Genomic DNA, 19,350 nt, shown 5'->3' on the forward strand with positions numbered 1-19,350 from the left:
TACCTCAAAAAGGCGGAACGCACATGCGTTCCGCCTTTTGTGTCAATTACTGTATCCATGTGGGTTGTTCGACTGCCATCTCCAGGAGTCTTCACACATTTCTTTCAGGCCTTTTTCAGCTTCCCAGTCCAGCTCTTCTTTCGCTTTTGACGGGTCCGCATAGGAAACAGCCGCATCACCCGGACGGCGGTCACCCACTTTATATGGAACACTCCTTCCTGATGCTTCCTCAAATGCCTTCACCATTTCAAGCACACTGTAGCCATTTCCTGTTCCAAGGTTATACGCTTCAGCTCCAGTAGTATCAGCGATTTTTTCAAGTGCTTTCAAATGCCCCTTTGCCAGGTCCACTACATGGATATAATCTCTGATGCCCGTGCCGTCTTTCGTAGGGTAATCCGCTCCGAACACACTTAGTTCATCAAGTTTCCCGACAGCTACCTGTGCGATATATGGCAGAAGGTTATTTGGAATTCCATTCGGATCCTCACCGATTTTTCCGCTATGATGCGCCCCAATTGGATTGAAATAACGAAGCAGTGCAATGCCCCACTCGCTATCGGCCGTATAGAGATCCTTGAGAATTTCTTCAATCATCTGTTTTGTGCGGCCATAAGGGTTGATGGCACCGAGCGGAAAGTTTTCTGAAATCGGCATTTCTTCCGGCATCCCATACACCGTCGCCGAAGAACTGAAGACGATCTTCTTCACGTTATGTTTCGCCATCACTTCGGTCAGCATAAGGGTTCCGGTAACGTTATTGTGATAATACTTTAGCGGCATTGCCACTGACTCGCCAACCGCCTTCAAACCGGCAAAGTGAATGACAGCTTCAATCTCATGGCCGGCAAACACTTCATCAAGCATATCTTTATCAAGAAGGTCCACTTTATAAAAGGTAAACGGCTTGCCGGTAATGTCGCGAATCCGGTCAAGGACCTCTTCCTTGCTGTTTGATAGATTATCGACAATGATAACTTCGTAACCGTTATTCAGCAGCTCCACAACCGTGTGGCTCCCGATATAACCGGCCCCGCCTGTCACTAAGATTGGCATTGTGATACCTCCAGGGTTGCGTTTTAGTTAAATACTCTATTCCAGTATATATAGTTTGCGTTTGTTTTACAATTACGGGCTGGAAGTGATCTGAACGCAACACCCCAGAGGTGAGGGGGTATCTGCAGATAAGCGCCACTGCCGCTTCCAGGAAGTTTTACTTCTATTTTAAATTGGCACTAGTTGTCCAGTTCTTTTCCTAACAAAATCCCGTTTATCTTGTCTTATTCTAAAGGGCACTACACCCCTGTCATGAGTCCTTTTACGACTGCTGCCGCCTTCATATTGTCTGAATCAACCGCAAACAACCTCTCATTGATATATTGGGAATTTATGTATATTAAGGTAGGGGTTAACTGGATATGGATGGATTTAAATCAAAATAAAGTATTGAATTTTCAGAATTATGTGTTAGTATTAAAAGCGTAAAATGAAATACTGTTTTCACTAGATGAAAACTAAAGGAGTTTGATCGTAGTAATGGCAATTGAAAAAAACAGTATTCGTGCTTTAGACCGAGCTTTCGATATTATTGAATCCTTTTCATTCAAAGAACCTTTGTTGACATTAGTGGAAATTGCTGAAAAAACAGGCCTTGCCAATGCCACTGTACACCGTTCCTTAAAAACAATGATCGACCGCGGCTATATTGAAAAAGACAGCAAAACCGGCAAATTTAAATTAGGAATGGAATTTGTGCGTGTAGGGGGAGTTGTAGTCCAGTCAACTGACGTTGTGTCCATTGCCACACCCTTCCTGGAAAAATTGGCAAAAACAACTGAGTTAAATACCAATCTCAGTGTTTATGATCGGGGTAAAGCTCTGTGTCTAATCAATATCGAATCCTTTCACAGGTTCGGGCATGAGATAAAAGTCGGGCAGCGATTACCCATTTATGCGGGCGCACTGTCCAAAGCAATTTTTGCAGCATTGCCTGAACAAGAAATTGAAAAAATCATTTCTCAGGATCTGGAGCTTTTCACACCTAACACAATCGCTGAAAAGGAGGTTTTATTGAATGAATTAAACATAATCAAGGAAAGGGGATATTCCGTGTCAAAAGGTGAACTTTCACTAGGTGTGAAAGCATTCGCTAAGCCCCTGTTTAACTACGAACACAAAATGGTAGGGGGAATTGCTATTTCAGGTCCAGATTATTTTATTAAAGAAGAAATGGAAGAAAACCTCTTAAACGAACTAAATAATACTGCCGATGAGATATCTAAAGAGTTGGGTTTCAAAAAAATGATATAAAAAGGGAGCTGGGAAATACATGCGAATATGGAAAATCTTTTTTGTTTCATTGTTTTTAGTCCTTTTAACCATAGGCTGCAGCCAATCTAAAGAAACTTCAACTTCTCAAAATCAAGAAAACGGGAAAACACAAGGCCAAAACTCCACTGAACCTCAAGAAGGCGGCACTATCACTGTTGCTTCAGGTGCTGACTTAACCATATTAGACCTACATAAATCCACAGTACTTTCAGATCGAATCCCTCTACTTCATGTCCAGGAAATGCTGGTAACCATTGATGAAAACATGAAAGTGGTTCCAATGCTTGCGAAAGATTGGGAAGTAAGTGACGATAACCAAACGGTTACATTCAATCTTCGAGAAGGCGTACCATTTCACAATGGAAATGAAATGAAGGCAGAAGATGTAAAATACTCAATTGAAAGATTTATTGAAGTATCCCCGCGAAAAACTGAATTCTCTATGGTGGACTCTATTGAAGTAGTAGACGATTATACGGTTGCTTTTCACTTAAAAAACCCTTCTGGCGTGTTCCTTGGTTCGCTTGCTAATCCGTTCAATCCTGCAGTGATCATTCCAAAAAGTTCAGGGGCCAATGGCGAAGATATAAAAGAGCCTATTGGAACAGGACCATTTAAATTTGAAAAATGGGAACAGGGAAAACAGCTTGTTCTTAAGAAATTTGAAGATTATCAACCAATAGATAGTGAAGCATCAGGGTTTGGCGGAAAGAAGACAGCGTACGTTGACGAGGTGATCTTTAAGCCGATTTCCGAAGCCTCTGTCAGATTAACTGCGTTAGAAACGGGTGAAGTTGATCTGGTCCTTGATATCCTGCCGAAAGACTATGATCGTCTAAAACAAAAACAAAACCTTCAAGTATCTATGAAACCATCCATGAACTGGGGCATGCTGCAATTTGGAATGAAAAAACCGCCTTTTGATGATCCAAAAATGAGGAAGGCAGTTGCTTATGCTCTCAATAAACAAGAGATTGTAAACGTTGCAACACGGAAATTGGGGGAACCTGCACCTTCCCCGGTATTCCCGGGAACAGAATGGTCTTCAGATGTACATCAAACAGATTACAAACAGGACATTGAAAAAGCAAAAAAACTGGTCAAAGAAGCAGGTTATAATGGTGAACCAATCACGATTTCCACGAGTACTGCCTACGACCATCATGAGAAAACCGCCCTCGTCATGCAGTCACAGCTTAAAAAAATCGGGCTGAACGTTAAAGTGGACGCTGTGGAATGGGCATCTTTCATTTCCGATAAGTGGGTAACGGGTGATTACCATCTGTTAAACGGCCATATTACTCCCAGGCCGGATCCGAACCAAATCTATTATGCTTACTTGCACAGCAGTTCAAGCTATAACGGATATAAGAGTGAAGAAATGGATGCTCTACTGGAAAAAGGCATAACGGAAACCGATTTAGCAAAAAGAAAAGAAATTTACGAAGAAGTCCAAAGTCTATTACAAGAGGATCTTTCTTTCATGTCCCTGTATTTCTATCCAGTGATAGAAGCGTACTCACCAAAAGTCCAGGGATATGAAACGTGGAGTGCCGGTTATCCCCGGTTGTGGAATGTTTGGTTGAATGATTAACATACAGGAGGGAGATTTCCCTCCTGTTTTGATAGGAGGTAACGCATAGATGGCGAGCTATATAGTAAAAAGGCTCTTATCATTAATTCCCGTTTTACTTACTGTTTCTATAGTAGTCTTTCTGATTATTCATTTCATTCCAGGAGACCCTGCAGCAGTCATGCTAGGTTCACAGGCCACTTCTGAACAACTTGAAGTGATGAGGCAGGAAATGGGGCTGAATGAACCATTACTTGTCCAGTTCTCCATATGGTTCATGAATATGATTAAAGGTGATCTGGGAACTTCATTGGTGTCCGGCCAAACTGTTCTTTCTTTAATTGCAGACCGGCTTCCAGCCACACTGAATTTGATTATATACGCCATCACCATTTCCATATTGATTGCGATTCCTCTTGGAGTGCTGGCTGCGGTCAAACACAATTCCAGTGTGGACTTTGCATCTATGCTTGTAGCGCTTATCGGTATTTCAATACCTAACTTTTGGGCAGCATTGATCCTTATTATGGTCTTTTCCCTTAACCTTGGCCTGTTCCCATCTACGGGATACATTTCGTTTACAGAAAATTTTTTCCAAAACATTCAACACCTGGCTCTGCCTGCATTTTCTCTTGGCTTTATCCAGGCCGGCATCATCACCAGGATGACAAGGTCAAGTATGCTTGATGTTTTGAGACAAGATTACATTAGAATGGTAAAAGCCAAAGGAGCGCCTCCATTTAGAGTGATTTTCAGACACGGTTTAAAAAACGCCATGGTGCCAATCATCACCATTATCGGAATTAATTTTGGCCTATTGCTGGGCGGCACTGTTGTGGTGGAATCTATTTTCAGCATCCCAGGCATCGGCCAACTGATGATTCAGTCTGTATTGAACCGGGATTACCCTGTCATTCAAGGAATCATCTTAGTCATTGCCACCATTTATGTGTTTATTACGTTGATCGTCGACCTTCTTTACACCTATTTTGACCCAAAAATCAATTACAGTAAGGGGTGATAAAGATTGGATGGTAAAGTTGCACAAAAAGAAAACAGTTTAGCAATAACCGTTTGGAAAGGGTTCTCCAGGCAAAAGCAAGGTGTAATCGGGCTCATCATAATAGGAACAGTCGTATTGATTGCTTTATTCGCACCCTTGATTGCTCCCTATCACCCCATAGATGATGTCAACTACTCCAAGCTGAATGCCGCGCCCAGTTCTGAGCATTTATTTGGCACAGATGAATACGGGAGAGATATCTTCAGCCGGGTACTATATGGAGCCAGAGTTTCAGTGTCTATCTCCTTCACCACGATTTTAATATCGGCAACGATTGGTGTCATGATGGGGTTGATATCCGGATACCTGGGTGGAATTACAGATAGCATTTTAATGAGGATTGTCGACGGATTAATGTCCTTTCCGCCTATCTTATTTGCCATTGCATTAATGGCCGCACTGGGAACAAGCACACAAAACATTATTCTTTCCCTGGCTATTGTTTATACCCCTATGTTTGCAAGGTTAATAAGGGGGACGGTTCTGTCTGTTAAGGAGCGAGAATATGTCGATGCAATCAAAGTAATGGGAGGTTCCAGGGCAAGAATTTTATTCAAGCACATCCTCCCCAACTGCATGTCGCCATTACTGATTCAAATGACTACATATTTTGCATATGCAATCCTGGCAGAAGCTGCATTAAGCTTCCTTGGCCTTGGAGTTCCACAGCCGAATCCAAGCTGGGGAAACATCTTGTATGATGGAAGACAATATATGATTGACTCCCCGTGGATTACCATTTTTCCAGGATTAGCGATTATGATAACCGTTTTGGGACTTAATCTGCTGGGAGACGGACTCAGAGATTATTTGGATCCCAAAATAGATTAATTGGAGGGTTTAGAATGAAAAAATATTTATTTGGCGAAATGACCTGGCCGGAAATCAAAGAAACAGTTGAAGAGGAACGAGTTGCTATCGTTCCCATCGGAATGATAGAAGAACACGGCCACCATCTCCCTGTTGAAACCGATGTAATCCTTGCAAACGAAGTTTGTGTGAGAGCGGGAAAAGAGCTCTCAGATAAAGTGGTCGTAGTTCCACCCGTAAATCACGGTTATGCTCCGCACCAAATGGATTTTCCCGGTGTTATTTCGATAAGCAGTTCCACTTTTATAAATTACATCGTGGATGTTGGTATCAGCCTCGCACATCAAGGTTATAAAAGAATCTTATTTTTTAACGGACATGGCAGTAATGTCTCCTTACTTCAAGTAGCTGCCAGACAGGTTAATCTTAAATACCCAGACGTGCAATGTGCCTCTCTTTCCCATTGGGATTTACAGCCTGTTATCGATTTAATGGAAGAAATCCGCGATTCTGAAAATCCTGGCGGAATAAATCATGCAGGAGAATTGGAAACTTCCATGTACCTGGCAATTAAAGAAGACCTTGTCCAAATGGATAAGGCCGTAAGAGATCTTGATAAATTTAAAACCTCTAAATATTTCTGGCTCGATTTAGTTGGAAAAGGGGATGGGCGCATCGTCGCAATGATGCCTTACTGGAGTACAATTTCAGAAACCGGCACCCTGGGCGATCCTACACCTTCAACAAAGGAAAAAGGCGAAAAAATTTTAAATGCTGCAGTAGAGGGCCTAATTGAATTTATCAAGATATTCAAAGACCGAAGCCTTAATCCAAGAGTCAATCATCACTTGTGATAAAGGGGGCCTTTCACATGACAAACAACCTTCTGGAAGTGCAAAATCTTTCAATCGAATTTTCAAACGGTAAAAAAACAAACAGAGTTGTTTCCAATATCAATTTCTTCATAAAAAATGGGGAAACCCTTGGTGTCGTCGGAGAGAGCGGCTGTGGAAAAAGTGTCACATCCCTGGCTATCATGGGGCTTATCCCCTCTCCTTCGGGGAAAATACCTGAAGGAAAAATATTATTTAAAGATCAAAACCTTGTAGAATTAAGTGAGAAGAAATTACGGGCAATCAGAGGAAAAGATATTTCAATGATCTTCCAGGACCCTATGAGCTCACTAGATCCCGCTTTTACCATCGGCTATCAGCTTGATGAAATTTTGAAGCTGCACACAAATATGTCTGATGAACAAGTCAGGGCAAAGTCTATTCATTTATTGCAATCAGTAGGCATACCAAGCGCTGAAGAGCGATACAGGCAATACCCTCATGAACTTTCCGGCGGGATGAGACAAAGAGTAGTAATAGCCATAGCCCTTGCATGCAGCCCTAACCTTTTAATTGCTGATGAGCCTACGACTGCTTTAGATGTAACGGTTCAAGCGCAGATTATGGACCTTATGAAAGAATTAAAAGAAAATATGCAAACTTCCATAATGTTGATCACCCACGACATCGGCGTTGTAGCTGAAATGTGTGACAGAGTTGTGGTCATGTATGCAGGACAGATTGTTGAAGAGGCAAGTGTAGTAGAACTTTTTGACACAAGTGCTCACCCCTATACGATAGGATTACTGGAGTCCGTGCCAAAAATAGGTGATGACAAATCCAACCTCTTCTCCATTCCCGGCAATGTCCCTTCCCCCGAAGAAATGCCGGCTGGGTGCCGTTTCCATCCCAGATGCCAGTTTGCAACTGATAAATGTATTTCAGAAGAACCTGGTGTAGAAAAAATAAACGAGAGTCATTCAGTAAAATGCTGGCATTATAAACAGGTGATGAATGAAAAGAGTGGTGAAAACATTGGAACCTTTGCTTGAAATCAAACAAATCAAAAAACACTTCCCTATTAATCAGGGCTTATTGAAAAAAAACCATAAATCCCTTAGAGCTGTCGACGGAGTGAACCTGGAATTAAGTGAACGGGAAACATACGGACTAGTAGGAGAAAGCGGCTGCGGAAAAAGCACATTGGGCCGCATGGTCGTAAACTTACTTAAACCTACTTCTGGAGAAATAACCTTTTATGGAAAAAACATTAGCGACTTTAAACGCAATGCCGAAAAAGAGTATTCCAAAAACGTTCAAATGATTTTCCAGGACCCCTATTCTTCTCTAAACCCAAGGCAAAAAGTCATCGACATACTTAAAGAACCATTAACGATCCACCGTCCTTCTTTATCCAATAAAGAAAAAAATGAAATCGCAATGAATTTGATTGAACGTGTTGGACTTAGCCCGGACCACGCATCAAGATTCCCCCACCAATTTAGCGGCGGTCAAAGACAACGGATTGGCATCGCCAGAGCTGTCGCCTTGGAACCAAAATTGATTGTGTGTGATGAACCGGTTTCAGCACTGGATGTATCGATCCAATCACAAATCATCAACTTGCTGAAAGATCTGCAAAAAGATTTGGGAATTTCATATTTGTTTATCGCCCATGATTTAGGAGTTGTAAAGCATATAAGTGATCGGATCGCTGTCATGTATCTCGGTAATATTGTGGAAGTCGCACCCAAAAGGGAAATTTTCGCCGAGCCGCTTCACCCGTACACACAGGCACTGCTTTCCTCCATACCTAAAGAACATCCAAATGAAAAGAAAGACCGAATCAAGTTGAAGGGTGAACTTCCCAGTCCGAGCAACCCGCCAAACGGATGTAAATTTCACACAAGGTGTCCTATCGCGGAAGATATTTGTAAAGTTGAATCACCTAATCTTGAGTTTAAAAAGAGCGGCCACAAGGTTGCTTGTCACTTTGCATGAAAAGTTATTAAAGAAAGGCTGTGTTAAACGCTAGTGTTGATTTCGAAAAAGGCATTCCTTTTTTGTAATTCACCTTGCATACCTTTCTTTTAAGAAGCACAGAGGGAAGTAGGATGAATCTGCCTGTTGTAGCATCCAAAGTCACTATATAGATTTTATCAGAAAGAATCTTTTTCATTTGTATACTATATTTATTTGTGAATTGATATCCACTATAGAAATAAGGTGCCTCTGCTGCTCTAAAGCCGCTCAGGCACCTTATTCACTGCCACCCGTCTTCACAAAGACGTCCCTGGCAATGTCACAAACGATTATCCAGCTCTTTTTCTCCAGTAATAGTGGATGTCCGAAAAAGGTGCATGACCCCTGCACGTTAAAGATCCGGTGCAGGCAATTCAATATGAGGCATATCGGCAGGCGATATACATTGTTACATACAAACCGAAACGAATCGTTTGCCAAAAATGAAGGCGATACCCTTTTTTTAAACCGATATGTAGTGACTATCACCCATATCGCCCCGCGATACGTTTTATAACAAGGCGTCAGCCTTTCTGATAGACTAAACTTTCCAAAGCTGAGTAGATTCAATTGACTTCATTCTTTTGTTATATCGCCAGTCGATACATCCGCTTACCATCAAAATCCTCTTTGGTAATACTCTCCTTAAGTACATTGAGCAGTAGCTTGTTATATGTTAATTTGGAGTACCATATCGGGTGGCGATATGGTATTGCATTTTATATGGGAGACTGTTTTCTGAAGTGTCTAAGATCAGGCATCTTTTCTGTTTGATCAAGAAACCGTCTTTGTATACCTGCACTTAGGATAGTTACTGCACCCATAAAACGAACCGAAATTCCCTTTCTTCAATGATAATGATCCACCACATTTCGGGCATATGTTCCGATCTCGGGAATCATTTATTTGTCTTACTTTTTCTGATTGGCTGGATTTGATTGATTCTACGTGTAACTTACTGACCCGTCTCTTTTCTTTCTTATCTTTTATAACTAAACGGTCTAATTTTCGGTTGATTTCTCTAAGTTTTTGGCCACTTATTTTATGGGTGTTCTGTTCTTGGATGACGTGTAGCAATTGCGGAAACTGGACGACTCTTGCCGATTTGAACTCTTCCTTAAACTTAAAAGTTGACTGATTGGAAAACGCAATAATGGAATGAATAGATTCACTGTCTTCATTCCCCAGATAGTTCTTCAAGGACTGGATGTGGCCATAGTTTTGCCAGATGGGATTATATAATTTCTCTTTCCGTTTATATATTACCTGGGTCCAGTACTTCTGCTTTTCGTTGCCGAAAATCCATCCCTTATAATGCTTGGTTTCGATAACAAAGATGCCAAATGGTGATGTGACCACGTGATCGGCCTGAGTGGTCCCTCCTTTTCCATTGGGTACATAAAGGTCCTGATACAGTGTATAGTTTGGACCAAGATTGCTTAATATTCGATTAACATACCTTTCCGCTACTGCTCCTTTGATTTCCGGGTATTTTATTCTTAGATATATAATTCCGGCTAGAATGATGAATGCAAATAGAGCAGGTGCGATTAAGATTATCGGTATAATTAAAAATATGATTGCTGCTGCTATAAGCATCTTGTTTATTCCGGACATGTTGATCGCCTCCATATATAAGTATCGGTACATTTTTTATCGGTAGAATTTTGGTGTTTTTTACCTTTTGCGTGCAAAAAGGTGCCTGACCCCCGGCGCGTTAACGCGCCGGGGGTCAGGCACCACAACTCAGCACCACGATGTGGCGATTTTACATACAAACTAAAAGAATAGCATCCAGATATATAGTTGATGCCCTTTTCTTAAACCAGTTCCCCTCTGCATTGCATTCATATCGCCCACCGATATGTCGCAAGGAATAAGTTTACCTATCCGATATGCAACAAGCTTTACATTATTATGTACCGAATATGTATCTATGAATCCCGTTGATCTTACCACTTTCAAAAGGTATTCACATTGTTTCCGACCATGTATTGCCGGCCGATGCAACACAACGTTTCAGTTCCCTTTCACCCTGGTTACGTTACATAATTATAAAAACCCGTTATAGTTCCTTCCACTTTGGCTTCAGTATCGGTCCTAGTAGGGATTCATTACCGACTGCCCAATCAATATCCAGATTCACTATTAGTCAAATCTACAAACTTGATGACTTTTCTTTTAAACACGGGACTCGTCCTTTATAATTAAAAACAACAACCATTTTTCAAAAAGGAGGTGAAAACGCCATGGAAAAAACAGAACTGATGCAGTTTTTAACCGAACAGTTCGGGAAAATGGATACACGGTTTGAGGCCATTGATAGACGATTCGATGAGATGGACAGTAAATTCAGTACAATGGAAAAACGTATTGATCAGATTGATAGTAGGTTTGCTGCCGTTGATGAGCGTTTTGACCAGATCGATAGTAGGTTTGCTGTCGTTGATGAGCGTTTTAATCAGATTGATAATAGGTTTGCTGTCATCGATGAGCGTTTTGATCAGATTGATAATAGGTTTGCTGTCGTTGATGAGCGTTTTGATCAGATTGATAATAGGTTTGCTGCTATTGATGAGCGTTTTGATCAAGTCGATAACAGATTTGAATCTGTTGATAAACAGTTTGTTCAAATCGATAACAAATTTTCAGATGTAGATAAGCGTTTCGACTCCATGGATGGTCAGTTCAAATCTGTCAACCACCAAATAAGGGATTTGTCCAAGCAACTTGATCGAATGGAAAAGGCCCAGCAGGAAGATGTTGTTGTTATTCTGAAAAGCACACAAAAGAAAATCGACCATATCGCTTTTGATATCGACTATTTGCGCAATCAGACGAGCAGGCATGATATGGATATTGAACGGCTTAAGAAACAGATCGGCTCTTGATTTTGGAAGTTTCCCTGAGAAATATTCTTGAGCCGCTTTTTTATTTCCCCTTTAAATGCTTTCTACTTTTTTCCCCTGTACAATGCCTCACCTTTGCTAACATCTACTCATCCGCATTAATCCCCCTTAAATCATTAAGCTATGTTATGCGCTGTAAAAATGCATATCGGGTGACGATACACATTAGCATTTGGTAAAGGATGTTGTTTGTCCGATTCATATCGGCGGGCAAGATACTTTCTGCCAGGCTGACATAGATTAATGATGAATAGAGGGGTATCTCAGACTGCCCTACCGCTTTACCTGGTTACAATAACGTCCTGTATCGCCCCCCGATACGTTGAAGAAACCGGTTTATCCAGGGGAACATCTTGCCGGAAATTCCGGATCGCATGCGGTATTGGTTAAACCGTTACTAAGCGAACAGCATGGAACATATCGCCTGGCGATACAATACAGTAGTTTATTGCAAAAAATCAGGCGACCCTCCGGCCGCCTTACATGCTTTCTTCTTTTACCTACTTATTCATCGGTACATAATCCGGATAATCCGTAATTATCCCATCTACCTTTGCTTCTAGAAGCGGGGCTGTCAAAGACACATCCCTGACTGTCCAGGTCATAACTCCCATCCCTAACTCATGCACCCGGTTGACAAGGTCACGATCCACATGTCCGTAACTCGGATTCACGTAATCTGCATAATCTGCAAAGTTTGCAAGCGATACATCTGTTAAATCCTGTGCTTTCCACGTCAGAACCCCGATCGGCACATCGGGCAGCAGTTCATTCATCTTTTTCATCGAGTTGAAATCGAAGGATTGCAAAATGATCTTTTCATTGTTTGGCTTGTCCATCTGGCGCTCCTGCAGTTCCGCGGCCACCTTTTCTTCAATCCCCGGATAAAGCCACGGCGCTTTCAATTCTATCAGGATGCCGGTTTTCCCCCTGTATGTATCAAGTACTTCTTCAAACGTCGGAATCGGTTCACCGGCAAATCCCTCCGCAAACCAGCTGCCTGCATCAAGGGCTTTCAATTCCTCCATTGTGAGACCGCCGACTTTGCCGGTGCCATCTGTTGTCCGGTCTACCGTTGTATCGTGGATGACCACCAGTTCTCCGTCTTTGCTCATCTGGACATCAATTTCGATGTAGTCGGTCTTCATTTCGACCGCTTTCTCAAAGGCTGCCATCGTGTTTTCCGGCGCATAGCCTGAGGCTCCCCGGTGCGCCACTGTCTCAACCCGGTAAGATGATTCTGCTCCCATTTCCGATCCTTCCGCATGAGCAGGATGACCTGATACTACACCCGTCATGAGTCCTGTTGCCACTGTTGCCGTCATCACCATTTTTTTAAGATCAACCGCAAACATCCGTTCATCTCCCTTTTTGATAGATTGGAAAGCTTTCATCTATCATAATAGGGGCAAGGTGTTAAGCGAGTTTAAAGGGATGGTAAATTATTCTAAATAATAAGAGGGATTTGTGCCTGGTCACTTTTGAAGATATGTAAATTTCCAGGTAAATGTATTCAGATTTAAGTAAGCCCTGGTTCTTTTGTGGATGAATTTGCGAGTTCCTTTGTTGAAGAAAGAGAAAATAGGAAACCATGCTTCTAAAAGCCGCTTCTACTCGTTCATCAGTAAACTTGTTCTCTAAAATTGAATTATTTCGGCTTTCCAACATATATAAAGGATTCTGATATCTATGATAGTTTACACGGATATCAGAATCCTATTTCCACATTATATGCCCTCAAAAACCAGTAACCCGGCCCCAATCACACCGGCCTTCGTCCCAAGTGCGGCATGTTCAATTTTCAAGTCGACTTGCATACTCGCATAAAGATACTCCGCAGTTTGTTCACGCACCATCGGCAGCACCATATCCTTCTGCTCCATCACCCCGCCGCCAAGCACAAAGATGTCCGGGTTTACCGTATGCATGACGTTGGCGATCCCGATGGAAAGATAGTTCATCGCTTCCCCGATAATTTCGGTTGCCTGGTTATTGCCCTGTCTGGCAAGCTCAAACACTTCCTCCGCACCGCCAGTGAGACCGAGCCGGTTTTTCCCTTCCCGGGCAATGGCAGTGCCTGACGACATGGCTTCAAGGGAACCGGCATTCAAGTTCGACTGCTTCAGGCCGCCGGGCAGCACAATCATATTCCCGATTTCCCCGGCATTCCCCTGTGCACCGCGTACGACTTTGCCGTCCAGGACAATTCCGGCGCCGATGCCGGTACTGACCGTGATATAGACGACACTGTCATGCCCTTGCCCCGCCCCGGCTTTCGCTTCAGCGAGTGCAGCTGCGTTGGCGTCATTATCCAGAATGACCGGGACAGCGAATTCCTTTTCAAAGATGCTCGTAATCTCGGTGTTATGTAAGGCAGGCAAGTTGGGCGGATCAAGGATTATGCCCGAAAACGGATCAAGCGGGCCCGGGGAGCCGATGCCGATTCCGGTGATAGGATGTGCCTGTTTCACTTCACGGATCATGTCTGCAATCTTATCCAGTATGAAGTCAGGCCCCTTGCTGGATTCCGTTTTGCGGTTCACTTCTTTTATGATGGTTCCTTTTTCATCGACAAGGGCGGCTCTCACATTTGTGCCGCCGATGTCGACGCCGATACTTAGTTTGTTCTTCATCATTTTCCAATCCCCCTTTCAGGGAATCAAGCAAAGTCTTAGAGCGGTTCCGACATCGGGCGCATTGTCACTTCTATGATACGTGAGTTTTCCGGTTGTTTTAACGTATAAAGAATGACATCGGCCACTTCATCCGCAGTGAGGAATTTTTCAAGCTCCGGATCGCCTTTTGTCCGGCCTGTTCCGATGGCGAATTCGGTGTTGATGCCGCCCGGTGAGACGGAGCTCACTTTGATGCCGTGCGGGCGTGCTTCGTAGTCGAGTGACTGGGCGAAGCCGCGCTGGGCATGTTTGGTTGCACAGTAGACCGCTTCATTCGGCAGGCCGCGCAGGCCGGCGACGGATGCGACGTTCAGGATATGGCCGGATCTCTGTTTTTTCATCTCCGGCAGGATGAATTTTGAGCACAGGAACGTGCCGCGCATGTTGATGTTCATCATGTTGTCGTAGTCTTCTACCGTGATCTCCTCAATCGGACCGTAGACGCCGACACCGGCATTGTTGATCAGGATGTCGATGCTGCCGAACGTGCTGATCGTTTTATCGACGAGTGAACGGACGTCTTCTTCTTTTGAAATGTCGAGCGGAAGCGATAGGGCTTTTACCCCTTTCTCTTCAATCTGGCCGGCCAGTTCCTGCAGAAGGTTTTCCGAACGGGCAGCCAGGACGATGTTGCAGCCTTCATCGGCGAGTTTCAGTGCGGCCGCTTTGCCGACACCTTTGCTTGCTCCGGTTATAATCGCTGTTTTTCCCTGTAATTCCATCGTTTGATTCCTCCGCTTCGTACTATTTTAGTCGATCTTGACAGGCATGGCATTTTCAATGGATGTATAACACGCTTCGATCACTTTCATGTTTTGGATTGCTGCTTCGGCTGGATACTCCGGTTTCCTGCCGGTTTTCACACAATCGGAAAAATGCTCGACCTGGATCACATACTGGTCAGCAGCAAACGTTTCAACCCGCTCGCCCGCTTCGTTCCTGATGATGAGTTTGCCTTCTCCGCCGTCCGGATTTTTATCCGGCCGGAATGCGTACGGCACCTCGATCGTTCCTTTTGTGCCGACGACTTCGTAGCTGTCGCGCTGCGGCTGTTCGAAGCTGCAGTCAAACTCGGCCAGGACATTTCCGAATGTCATGACGCCGCTCACAGACGTGTCGATGCCATGATCCGGATGAATTGCGGCCGCCGCATAGATGCTTGCCGGCTCACCGCCAAGAATGTTGCGGCTTGCATGGATGCAATAGCTGCCGACATCATACAAACTGCCGCCGCCAAGGCCGCGCTCAAGGCGGATATTTTTCCCTGTCAGGTCAAGCTGGAACGAGAATGTGGACCGCATCAGCTTGATGTCCCCGATTTCTCCGGCAGCAACGATTTCTTTTACGCGCATGTGCTGCGGATGGAATTGGTACATGAACGCCTCCATGAAAATGACGTCATGTTCCCGGCACGCCGCTGCCATCTCTTCCATTTCCGACACATTCACGCTCGCCGGTTTTTCAACGAGCACATGCTTGCTGCGTTTGGCCGCTTCGATCGTCCATTTTGCATGCAGGCTGTTCGGAAGCGGGATGTAGACGGCATTAATGTTTTCATCATCGAGCAATTCGGTGTAGCTGCCGTAGGCGTGCGGGATGCCGAGCGTTTCCGCTGCTTCCCCCGCCTTTCCGCTCTCACTCGCAATCCCGTACACTTCCGCGTTTTGTGCGTTTTTGATTGCCGGGATCAGCTGGGTGCGGGCGATTCTGGCGGTGCTTAAAATTCCCCATTTTACGGTTTCTTGCATGGTTCCACCTCTTTTTTATTTATAAAAAGGCAGGCGGAAAGAATTGCTGCATGTTTCCGGCTGCCTTTTTTCTGTAGATGAATGTTAGCCTTTTACCGAGCCGGCCAGAAGCCCCCTCACGAAAAACTTGCCGAGGAAAATATAGACGAGCAAGGTCGGGAGTGCGGCTAGCAGGGCCCCGGCCATCTGCACGTTCCACTGGACGATCTGGCTTCCGGAAAGGTTCTGGAGCGCAACCATGACCGGCTGCTGGTTCGATGTCGTGATCGTGACGGCAAACAGGAATTCGTTCCAGATGTTCGTGAATTGCCAGATGCCGACGACGACAAAGCCGATGATCGACAGCGGGAAGATGATATGGCGGTAAATGCCGAGGAACCCGGCCCCGTCAATCTTGGCGCTTTCGACCATTTCCATCGGGATGTTCGCGTAAAAGTTGCGGAACATGAGCGTTGTAATTGGGATCCCGTACACGACATGCACAAAGATCAGGCCCGGAATCGTGTTGTATAGCCCGATGCCTCTGAGGAACTGGATCAGCGGGATCAGGATGCTCTGGTACGGGATGAACATGCCGAACAGAATCATCGTGAACAGCATGTCCGCCCCTTTGAACTTCCACTTTGACAGCACATAGCCGTTCATCGAACCGAGCAGCGCCGAAAGAATCGTCGCCGGGATGACAAGGTAAAGGGTGTTGATGAAGTTCGGCGCCAACTTTTCAAATGCGATTTGGTAGCTTGAAAAATCAAGTGCCTGCGGGAGTTCCCACATTTTTGCGAGCGTAACCTGGTCAAGCGGCTTCAGGCTGGTGATCAGCATGACATAGATCGGCATCAGGTAAAACAGGCTCAGTAAAATCAGAACAAGGTATATCAGCGGCCGTGAGATTGCCTTCATCGTCATCATGCATCACCCTTTCTGCTGTTGATTAAGTACGGAACGATGAATATTGCGACGGACAGCAGCATGATGATTGCAATCGCCGCACCGTTGGCGTAATAGTTGCCTCGGAACGTCGTTTCAAACATGTACACGCCCGGCACGTCCGTGACAAAGTTGGCGCCTGGGCCTGTCATCGCGTAGATCAGGTCAAATATTTTCAATGAAATGTGCGCCATGATGATGACGACACTGACAGTGATCGGGCGCAGCATCGGAAAAATGACTTTCCGGTACACCTGGAACTCGGTCGCACCGTCGATGCGGGCCGCTTCCTTCAGTTCCTCCGGGATTCCGCGCAGCCCGGCAAGGTACATCGCAACCGAAAAGCCGGTCATCTGCCAGGCGGCCGCTATCACAACGGCGATGAGGGCCAGCGGGATGCCGAATTCGATTTTACCGAGTGCTATCGATGGTACGACAGTCGTGTCTGTGTACCAGGACGGCTGCAGGCCGAATTTTTCCAGAAACAGATTCACGCCTGTTGACGGGTTCAACAGCCATTGCCACACTACACCGGTGACGACGAACGAAATAGCCATCGGGAAAAAGAAAATGTTGCGGAACAGCGATTCCGTCTTGAGCTTCTGGTCAAGCATGACAGCGAGGAACTGGCCAAGCAAGATGACCGCTCCGATGAAAAGGACTGTGAAGACGATCGTATTGCGCAAATCAGCCTGGAACCTGAAATCATTGAACAGGTACTTATAGTTATCAAAACCGGCAAATGAAAAGTCGGGCACGAGCGAGTTCCAGTTGCTCAAAGACACATACCCTGTCCATCCGATGAATCCGTATACAAAAATGGCAATCATGACGACGGAAGGAATCAAAAATAAAATGGCGGTGATGTTATCCTTCGTCACCCGTTTTTTCTTTTTGGGAATGATGATGTTCTTATTCGGATTGACTCCCGTTTGTGTTTGCGGCTCTGCCATTGCATTCCCTCCTTAATTGGGCGCGGCATTCGATGCCCGGCTCCCTTGTTGTGAAATCGGATCAGCAGATCCCCCGAAGCCGGGGAAGCGTTCTGCGGGTTTCCAATTTTTATGAGAATCGTTCTTAAAAAAAGAAAAGGGGGAGCGGTTTCCTCCTCCCTTTTCTCTATACTTGCTTACTTCAATTCGCCTGAAGCCTGATCAAGCGTGTCAACGAATTGATCGACATTCTGCTGTGTCACAAAGATGTTGATCGCCTGGTTAAGCTTTGTCAGGAATCCTTCCGGAGCAGCAGAACCGTGCGCTACGCTCGGAGTCAGGGAAGCATTCTGGAAGTCTTCGATTGTGTCTTTGCCATACTGGTCGTATTTAGAGACATCAGCATCTTTACGGGCCGGGATGGAACCTTTCAATGGGTTGAACGCATCCTGCCCTTCAACTGAACCAAGTACTGCAAGGAACTTTTTGACATCATCCGGGTTGCTTACGCCCTTCGGAAGGCCGAATGTATCAGTGATGACCATGAAGGTGCCTTCTGTATTCGGTGTCGGGACATACCCAAAGTCTTCGTTCACTTTCAGGTTCAAGTCATTGACGAAATAGCCTTTTGCCCAGTCACCCATCACGTTCATGGCAGCATCGCCGTTTGCGACAAGCTGGGAAGCGTCCTGCCAATTGCGGGAGCTGTGATCTTTGTTGATGTAGCCAAGCATTTTCTTGAACGTTTCGACTGCCTCAACCACTTTGTCATCCTTGAAAGAAAGCTCGCCTGTCCAGAGCTTGTTGTAATCATCCGGGCCGAGTTCGCCGAGCAATACCGTCTCGAATAAATGAGTTGCCGTCCATGGTTCTTTATCTCCAAGTGCTAGCGGTGTTACGCCGTTTTCCTGGAGCTTGTCAGCCACCTGAAAAAACTCATCGAATGTTGTCGGCGGTTCTACGCCGTTTTCTTCAAACACTTTTTTGTTGTACCAGAGCACATTTCCGCGGTGGATGTTAACCGGCACGGAATAGATGTTTCCGTCTTTGCTGACCATGTCGATCAGTTCTTTTGGGAACTTGTCATTCCAGCCTTGCTCTTCGTATAAATCATTGAGCGGCTCCATCTTGTCGGCTGCCACCCAGCCTTCGTTCAACTCGGCGCCTCCGTGTACCTGAAATGTCGCTGGCGGATCATCGCCCTGCATGCGGCTCGCCAGGACAGCTTTCGCATTTGTGCCGGCACCGCCTGCAACCGCAGCGTTTTCCACTTCAATATCAGGATGTTTCTCTTTGAATAATTCAATCAATGCTTTCAAGCCGTCTTCCTCACCAGCGCCTGTCCACCAGCTGAAAATATCAAGCTTCTCGCCGCCGCCCGAAGCCGAATCTCCGCCGCCGTCACCGCCAGTGGAATCGGAGCAGGCCGTTGCCAGCACAAGCACAGATGCAAGCATCAGCATTAAAATCAATTTGCCCTTTCGTAACAATGAAAAGACCCCCTTTGTTTTGTATGAAAGCGTTATC

The 19,350-nt window shown here is 45.0% G+C and carries 17 protein-coding genes; 8 read left to right on the forward strand and 9 right to left on the reverse strand.

Features of this window, described 5'->3' with window-relative positions; translation table 11 throughout:
- Nucleotides 1–42: 42 nt before the first annotated feature.
- On the reverse strand, nt 43–1,056 hold the full coding sequence (galE, locus tag A4U59_RS16815; RefSeq protein ID WP_066174883.1) for a UDP-glucose 4-epimerase GalE: 1,014 nt from the start codon (nt 1,054–1,056) through the stop codon (nt 43–45).
- 480 nt (nt 1,057–1,536) lie between these two features.
- On the opposite strand from galE, the gene A4U59_RS16820 reads away from it, so the two are divergent.
- The 7 genes from A4U59_RS16820 to A4U59_RS16850 are packed head-to-tail and all read left to right on the forward strand — an operon-like array spanning nt 1,537 to nt 8,611.
- Complete coding sequence (locus A4U59_RS16820; RefSeq protein ID WP_066174885.1) at nt 1,537–2,310, forward strand: IclR family transcriptional regulator; 774 nt, start codon at nt 1,537–1,539, stop codon at nt 2,308–2,310.
- Nucleotides 2,311–2,329: 19 nt separating this feature from the next.
- A complete protein-coding gene (locus A4U59_RS16825) occupies nt 2,330–3,925 on the forward strand; it encodes an ABC transporter substrate-binding protein (RefSeq protein ID WP_066174887.1) in 1,596 nt (531 codons plus the stop codon).
- 49 nt (nt 3,926–3,974) lie between these two features.
- Nucleotides 3,975–4,925 carry an ABC transporter permease gene (locus A4U59_RS16830; RefSeq protein WP_066174889.1) on the forward strand — a complete coding sequence of 317 codons (951 nt, stop codon included), beginning with the start codon at nt 3,975–3,977 and terminating at the stop codon, nt 4,923–4,925.
- A 6-nt stretch (nt 4,926–4,931) separates the two neighbouring features.
- Nucleotides 4,932–5,798 carry an ABC transporter permease gene (locus A4U59_RS16835; RefSeq protein ID WP_066174890.1) on the forward strand — a complete coding sequence of 289 codons (867 nt, stop codon included), beginning with the start codon at nt 4,932–4,934 and terminating at the stop codon, nt 5,796–5,798.
- Between the two features lie 14 nt (nt 5,799–5,812).
- Nucleotides 5,813–6,631 carry a creatininase family protein gene (locus A4U59_RS16840; protein ID WP_066174893.1) on the forward strand — a complete coding sequence of 273 codons (819 nt, stop codon included), beginning with the start codon at nt 5,813–5,815 and terminating at the stop codon, nt 6,629–6,631.
- Nucleotides 6,632–6,648: 17 nt separating this feature from the next.
- The gene (locus A4U59_RS16845) at nt 6,649–7,662 is read left to right on the forward strand and encodes an ABC transporter ATP-binding protein (RefSeq protein ID WP_066174895.1); all 1,014 of its coding nucleotides are present in this window, start codon (nt 6,649–6,651) and stop codon (nt 7,660–7,662) included.
- On the forward strand, nt 7,625–8,611 hold the full coding sequence (locus A4U59_RS16850; protein WP_066174896.1) for an ABC transporter ATP-binding protein: 987 nt from the start codon (nt 7,625–7,627) through the stop codon (nt 8,609–8,611). Before A4U59_RS16845 ends, A4U59_RS16850 begins: the two co-directional genes overlap by 38 nt.
- Nucleotides 8,612–9,406: 795 nt before the next feature.
- Here A4U59_RS16850 and A4U59_RS16855 read toward each other — a convergent pair.
- The gene (locus tag A4U59_RS16855; protein WP_157888214.1) at nt 9,407–10,249 is read right to left on the reverse strand and encodes a nuclease-related domain-containing protein; all 843 of its coding nucleotides are present in this window, start codon (nt 10,247–10,249) and stop codon (nt 9,407–9,409) included.
- 632 nt (nt 10,250–10,881) lie between these two features.
- Here A4U59_RS16855 and A4U59_RS16860 point away from each other — a divergent pair.
- A complete protein-coding gene (locus A4U59_RS16860; RefSeq protein ID WP_083270917.1) occupies nt 10,882–11,523 on the forward strand; it encodes a hypothetical protein in 642 nt (213 codons plus the stop codon).
- Nucleotides 11,524–12,041: 518 nt separating this feature from the next.
- Here the strand turns inward: A4U59_RS16860 and A4U59_RS16865 are convergent.
- From A4U59_RS16865 to A4U59_RS16895, 7 genes are all read right to left on the reverse strand, one after another.
- The gene (locus tag A4U59_RS16865; RefSeq protein ID WP_066174899.1) at nt 12,042–12,896 is read right to left on the reverse strand and encodes a glycerophosphodiester phosphodiesterase; all 855 of its coding nucleotides are present in this window, start codon (nt 12,894–12,896) and stop codon (nt 12,042–12,044) included.
- Between the two features lie 372 nt (nt 12,897–13,268).
- A complete protein-coding gene (locus tag A4U59_RS16870) occupies nt 13,269–14,177 on the reverse strand; it encodes an ROK family protein (RefSeq protein ID WP_245680579.1) in 909 nt (302 codons plus the stop codon).
- A gap of 35 nt (nt 14,178–14,212) precedes the next feature.
- Complete coding sequence (locus A4U59_RS16875) at nt 14,213–14,938, reverse strand: SDR family oxidoreductase (RefSeq protein ID WP_066174900.1); 726 nt, start codon at nt 14,936–14,938, stop codon at nt 14,213–14,215.
- A 27-nt stretch (nt 14,939–14,965) separates the two neighbouring features.
- Complete coding sequence (locus tag A4U59_RS16880; RefSeq protein ID WP_066174902.1) at nt 14,966–15,964, reverse strand: Gfo/Idh/MocA family protein; 999 nt, start codon at nt 15,962–15,964, stop codon at nt 14,966–14,968.
- Nucleotides 15,965–16,048: 84 nt separating this feature from the next.
- On the reverse strand, nt 16,049–16,870 hold the full coding sequence (locus A4U59_RS16885; RefSeq protein ID WP_066174904.1) for a carbohydrate ABC transporter permease: 822 nt from the start codon (nt 16,868–16,870) through the stop codon (nt 16,049–16,051).
- Nucleotides 16,870–17,844: a carbohydrate ABC transporter permease gene (locus A4U59_RS16890; protein ID WP_066174908.1), complete on the reverse strand. Its 975-nt coding sequence runs from the start codon at nt 17,842–17,844 to the stop codon at nt 16,870–16,872. The genes A4U59_RS16885 and A4U59_RS16890 overlap by 1 nt, the downstream gene beginning before the upstream one ends.
- A 176-nt stretch (nt 17,845–18,020) precedes the next feature.
- The gene (locus A4U59_RS16895; RefSeq protein WP_066174980.1) at nt 18,021–19,286 is read right to left on the reverse strand and encodes an ABC transporter substrate-binding protein; all 1,266 of its coding nucleotides are present in this window, start codon (nt 19,284–19,286) and stop codon (nt 18,021–18,023) included.
- Nucleotides 19,287–19,350: the final 64 nt, after the last annotated feature.

Origin of the sequence: Bacillus marinisedimentorum (assembly GCF_001644195.2) — a bacterium.
GTDB lineage: Bacteria > Bacillota > Bacilli > Bacillales > Bacillaceae_O > Bacillus_BL > Bacillus_BL marinisedimentorum.

Coding starts and splice junctions, on each gene's coding strand:
- A4U59_RS16845 (WP_066174895.1), top strand. CDS start 6,649: ATGACAAACAACCTTCTGGAAGTGCAAAATCTTTCAATCGAATTTTCA.
- A4U59_RS16890 (WP_066174908.1), bottom strand. CDS start 17,844: ATGGCAGAGCCGCAAACACAAACGGGAGTCAATCCGAATAAGAACATC.
- A4U59_RS16865 (WP_066174899.1), bottom strand. CDS start 12,896: ATGTTTGCGGTTGATCTTAAAAAAATGGTGATGACGGCAACAGTGGCA.
- A4U59_RS16895 (WP_066174980.1), bottom strand. CDS start 19,286: ATGCTGATGCTTGCATCTGTGCTTGTGCTGGCAACGGCCTGCTCCGAT.
- A4U59_RS16825 (WP_066174887.1), top strand. CDS start 2,330: ATGCGAATATGGAAAATCTTTTTTGTTTCATTGTTTTTAGTCCTTTTA.
- A4U59_RS16860 (WP_083270917.1), top strand. CDS start 10,882: ATGGAAAAAACAGAACTGATGCAGTTTTTAACCGAACAGTTCGGGAAA.
- A4U59_RS16850 (WP_066174896.1), top strand. CDS start 7,625: ATGAAAAGAGTGGTGAAAACATTGGAACCTTTGCTTGAAATCAAACAA.
- A4U59_RS16855 (WP_157888214.1), bottom strand. CDS start 10,249: ATGTCCGGAATAAACAAGATGCTTATAGCAGCAGCAATCATATTTTTA.
- A4U59_RS16820 (WP_066174885.1), top strand. CDS start 1,537: ATGGCAATTGAAAAAAACAGTATTCGTGCTTTAGACCGAGCTTTCGAT.
- A4U59_RS16885 (WP_066174904.1), bottom strand. CDS start 16,870: ATGACGATGAAGGCAATCTCACGGCCGCTGATATACCTTGTTCTGATT.
- A4U59_RS16875 (WP_066174900.1), bottom strand. CDS start 14,938: ATGGAATTACAGGGAAAAACAGCGATTATAACCGGAGCAAGCAAAGGT.
- A4U59_RS16870 (WP_245680579.1), bottom strand. CDS start 14,177: ATGATGAAGAACAAACTAAGTATCGGCGTCGACATCGGCGGCACAAAT.
- A4U59_RS16840 (WP_066174893.1), top strand. CDS start 5,813: ATGAAAAAATATTTATTTGGCGAAATGACCTGGCCGGAAATCAAAGAA.
- galE (WP_066174883.1), bottom strand. CDS start 1,056: ATGCCAATCTTAGTGACAGGCGGGGCCGGTTATATCGGGAGCCACACG.
- A4U59_RS16830 (WP_066174889.1), top strand. CDS start 3,975: ATGGCGAGCTATATAGTAAAAAGGCTCTTATCATTAATTCCCGTTTTA.
- A4U59_RS16880 (WP_066174902.1), bottom strand. CDS start 15,964: ATGCAAGAAACCGTAAAATGGGGAATTTTAAGCACCGCCAGAATCGCC.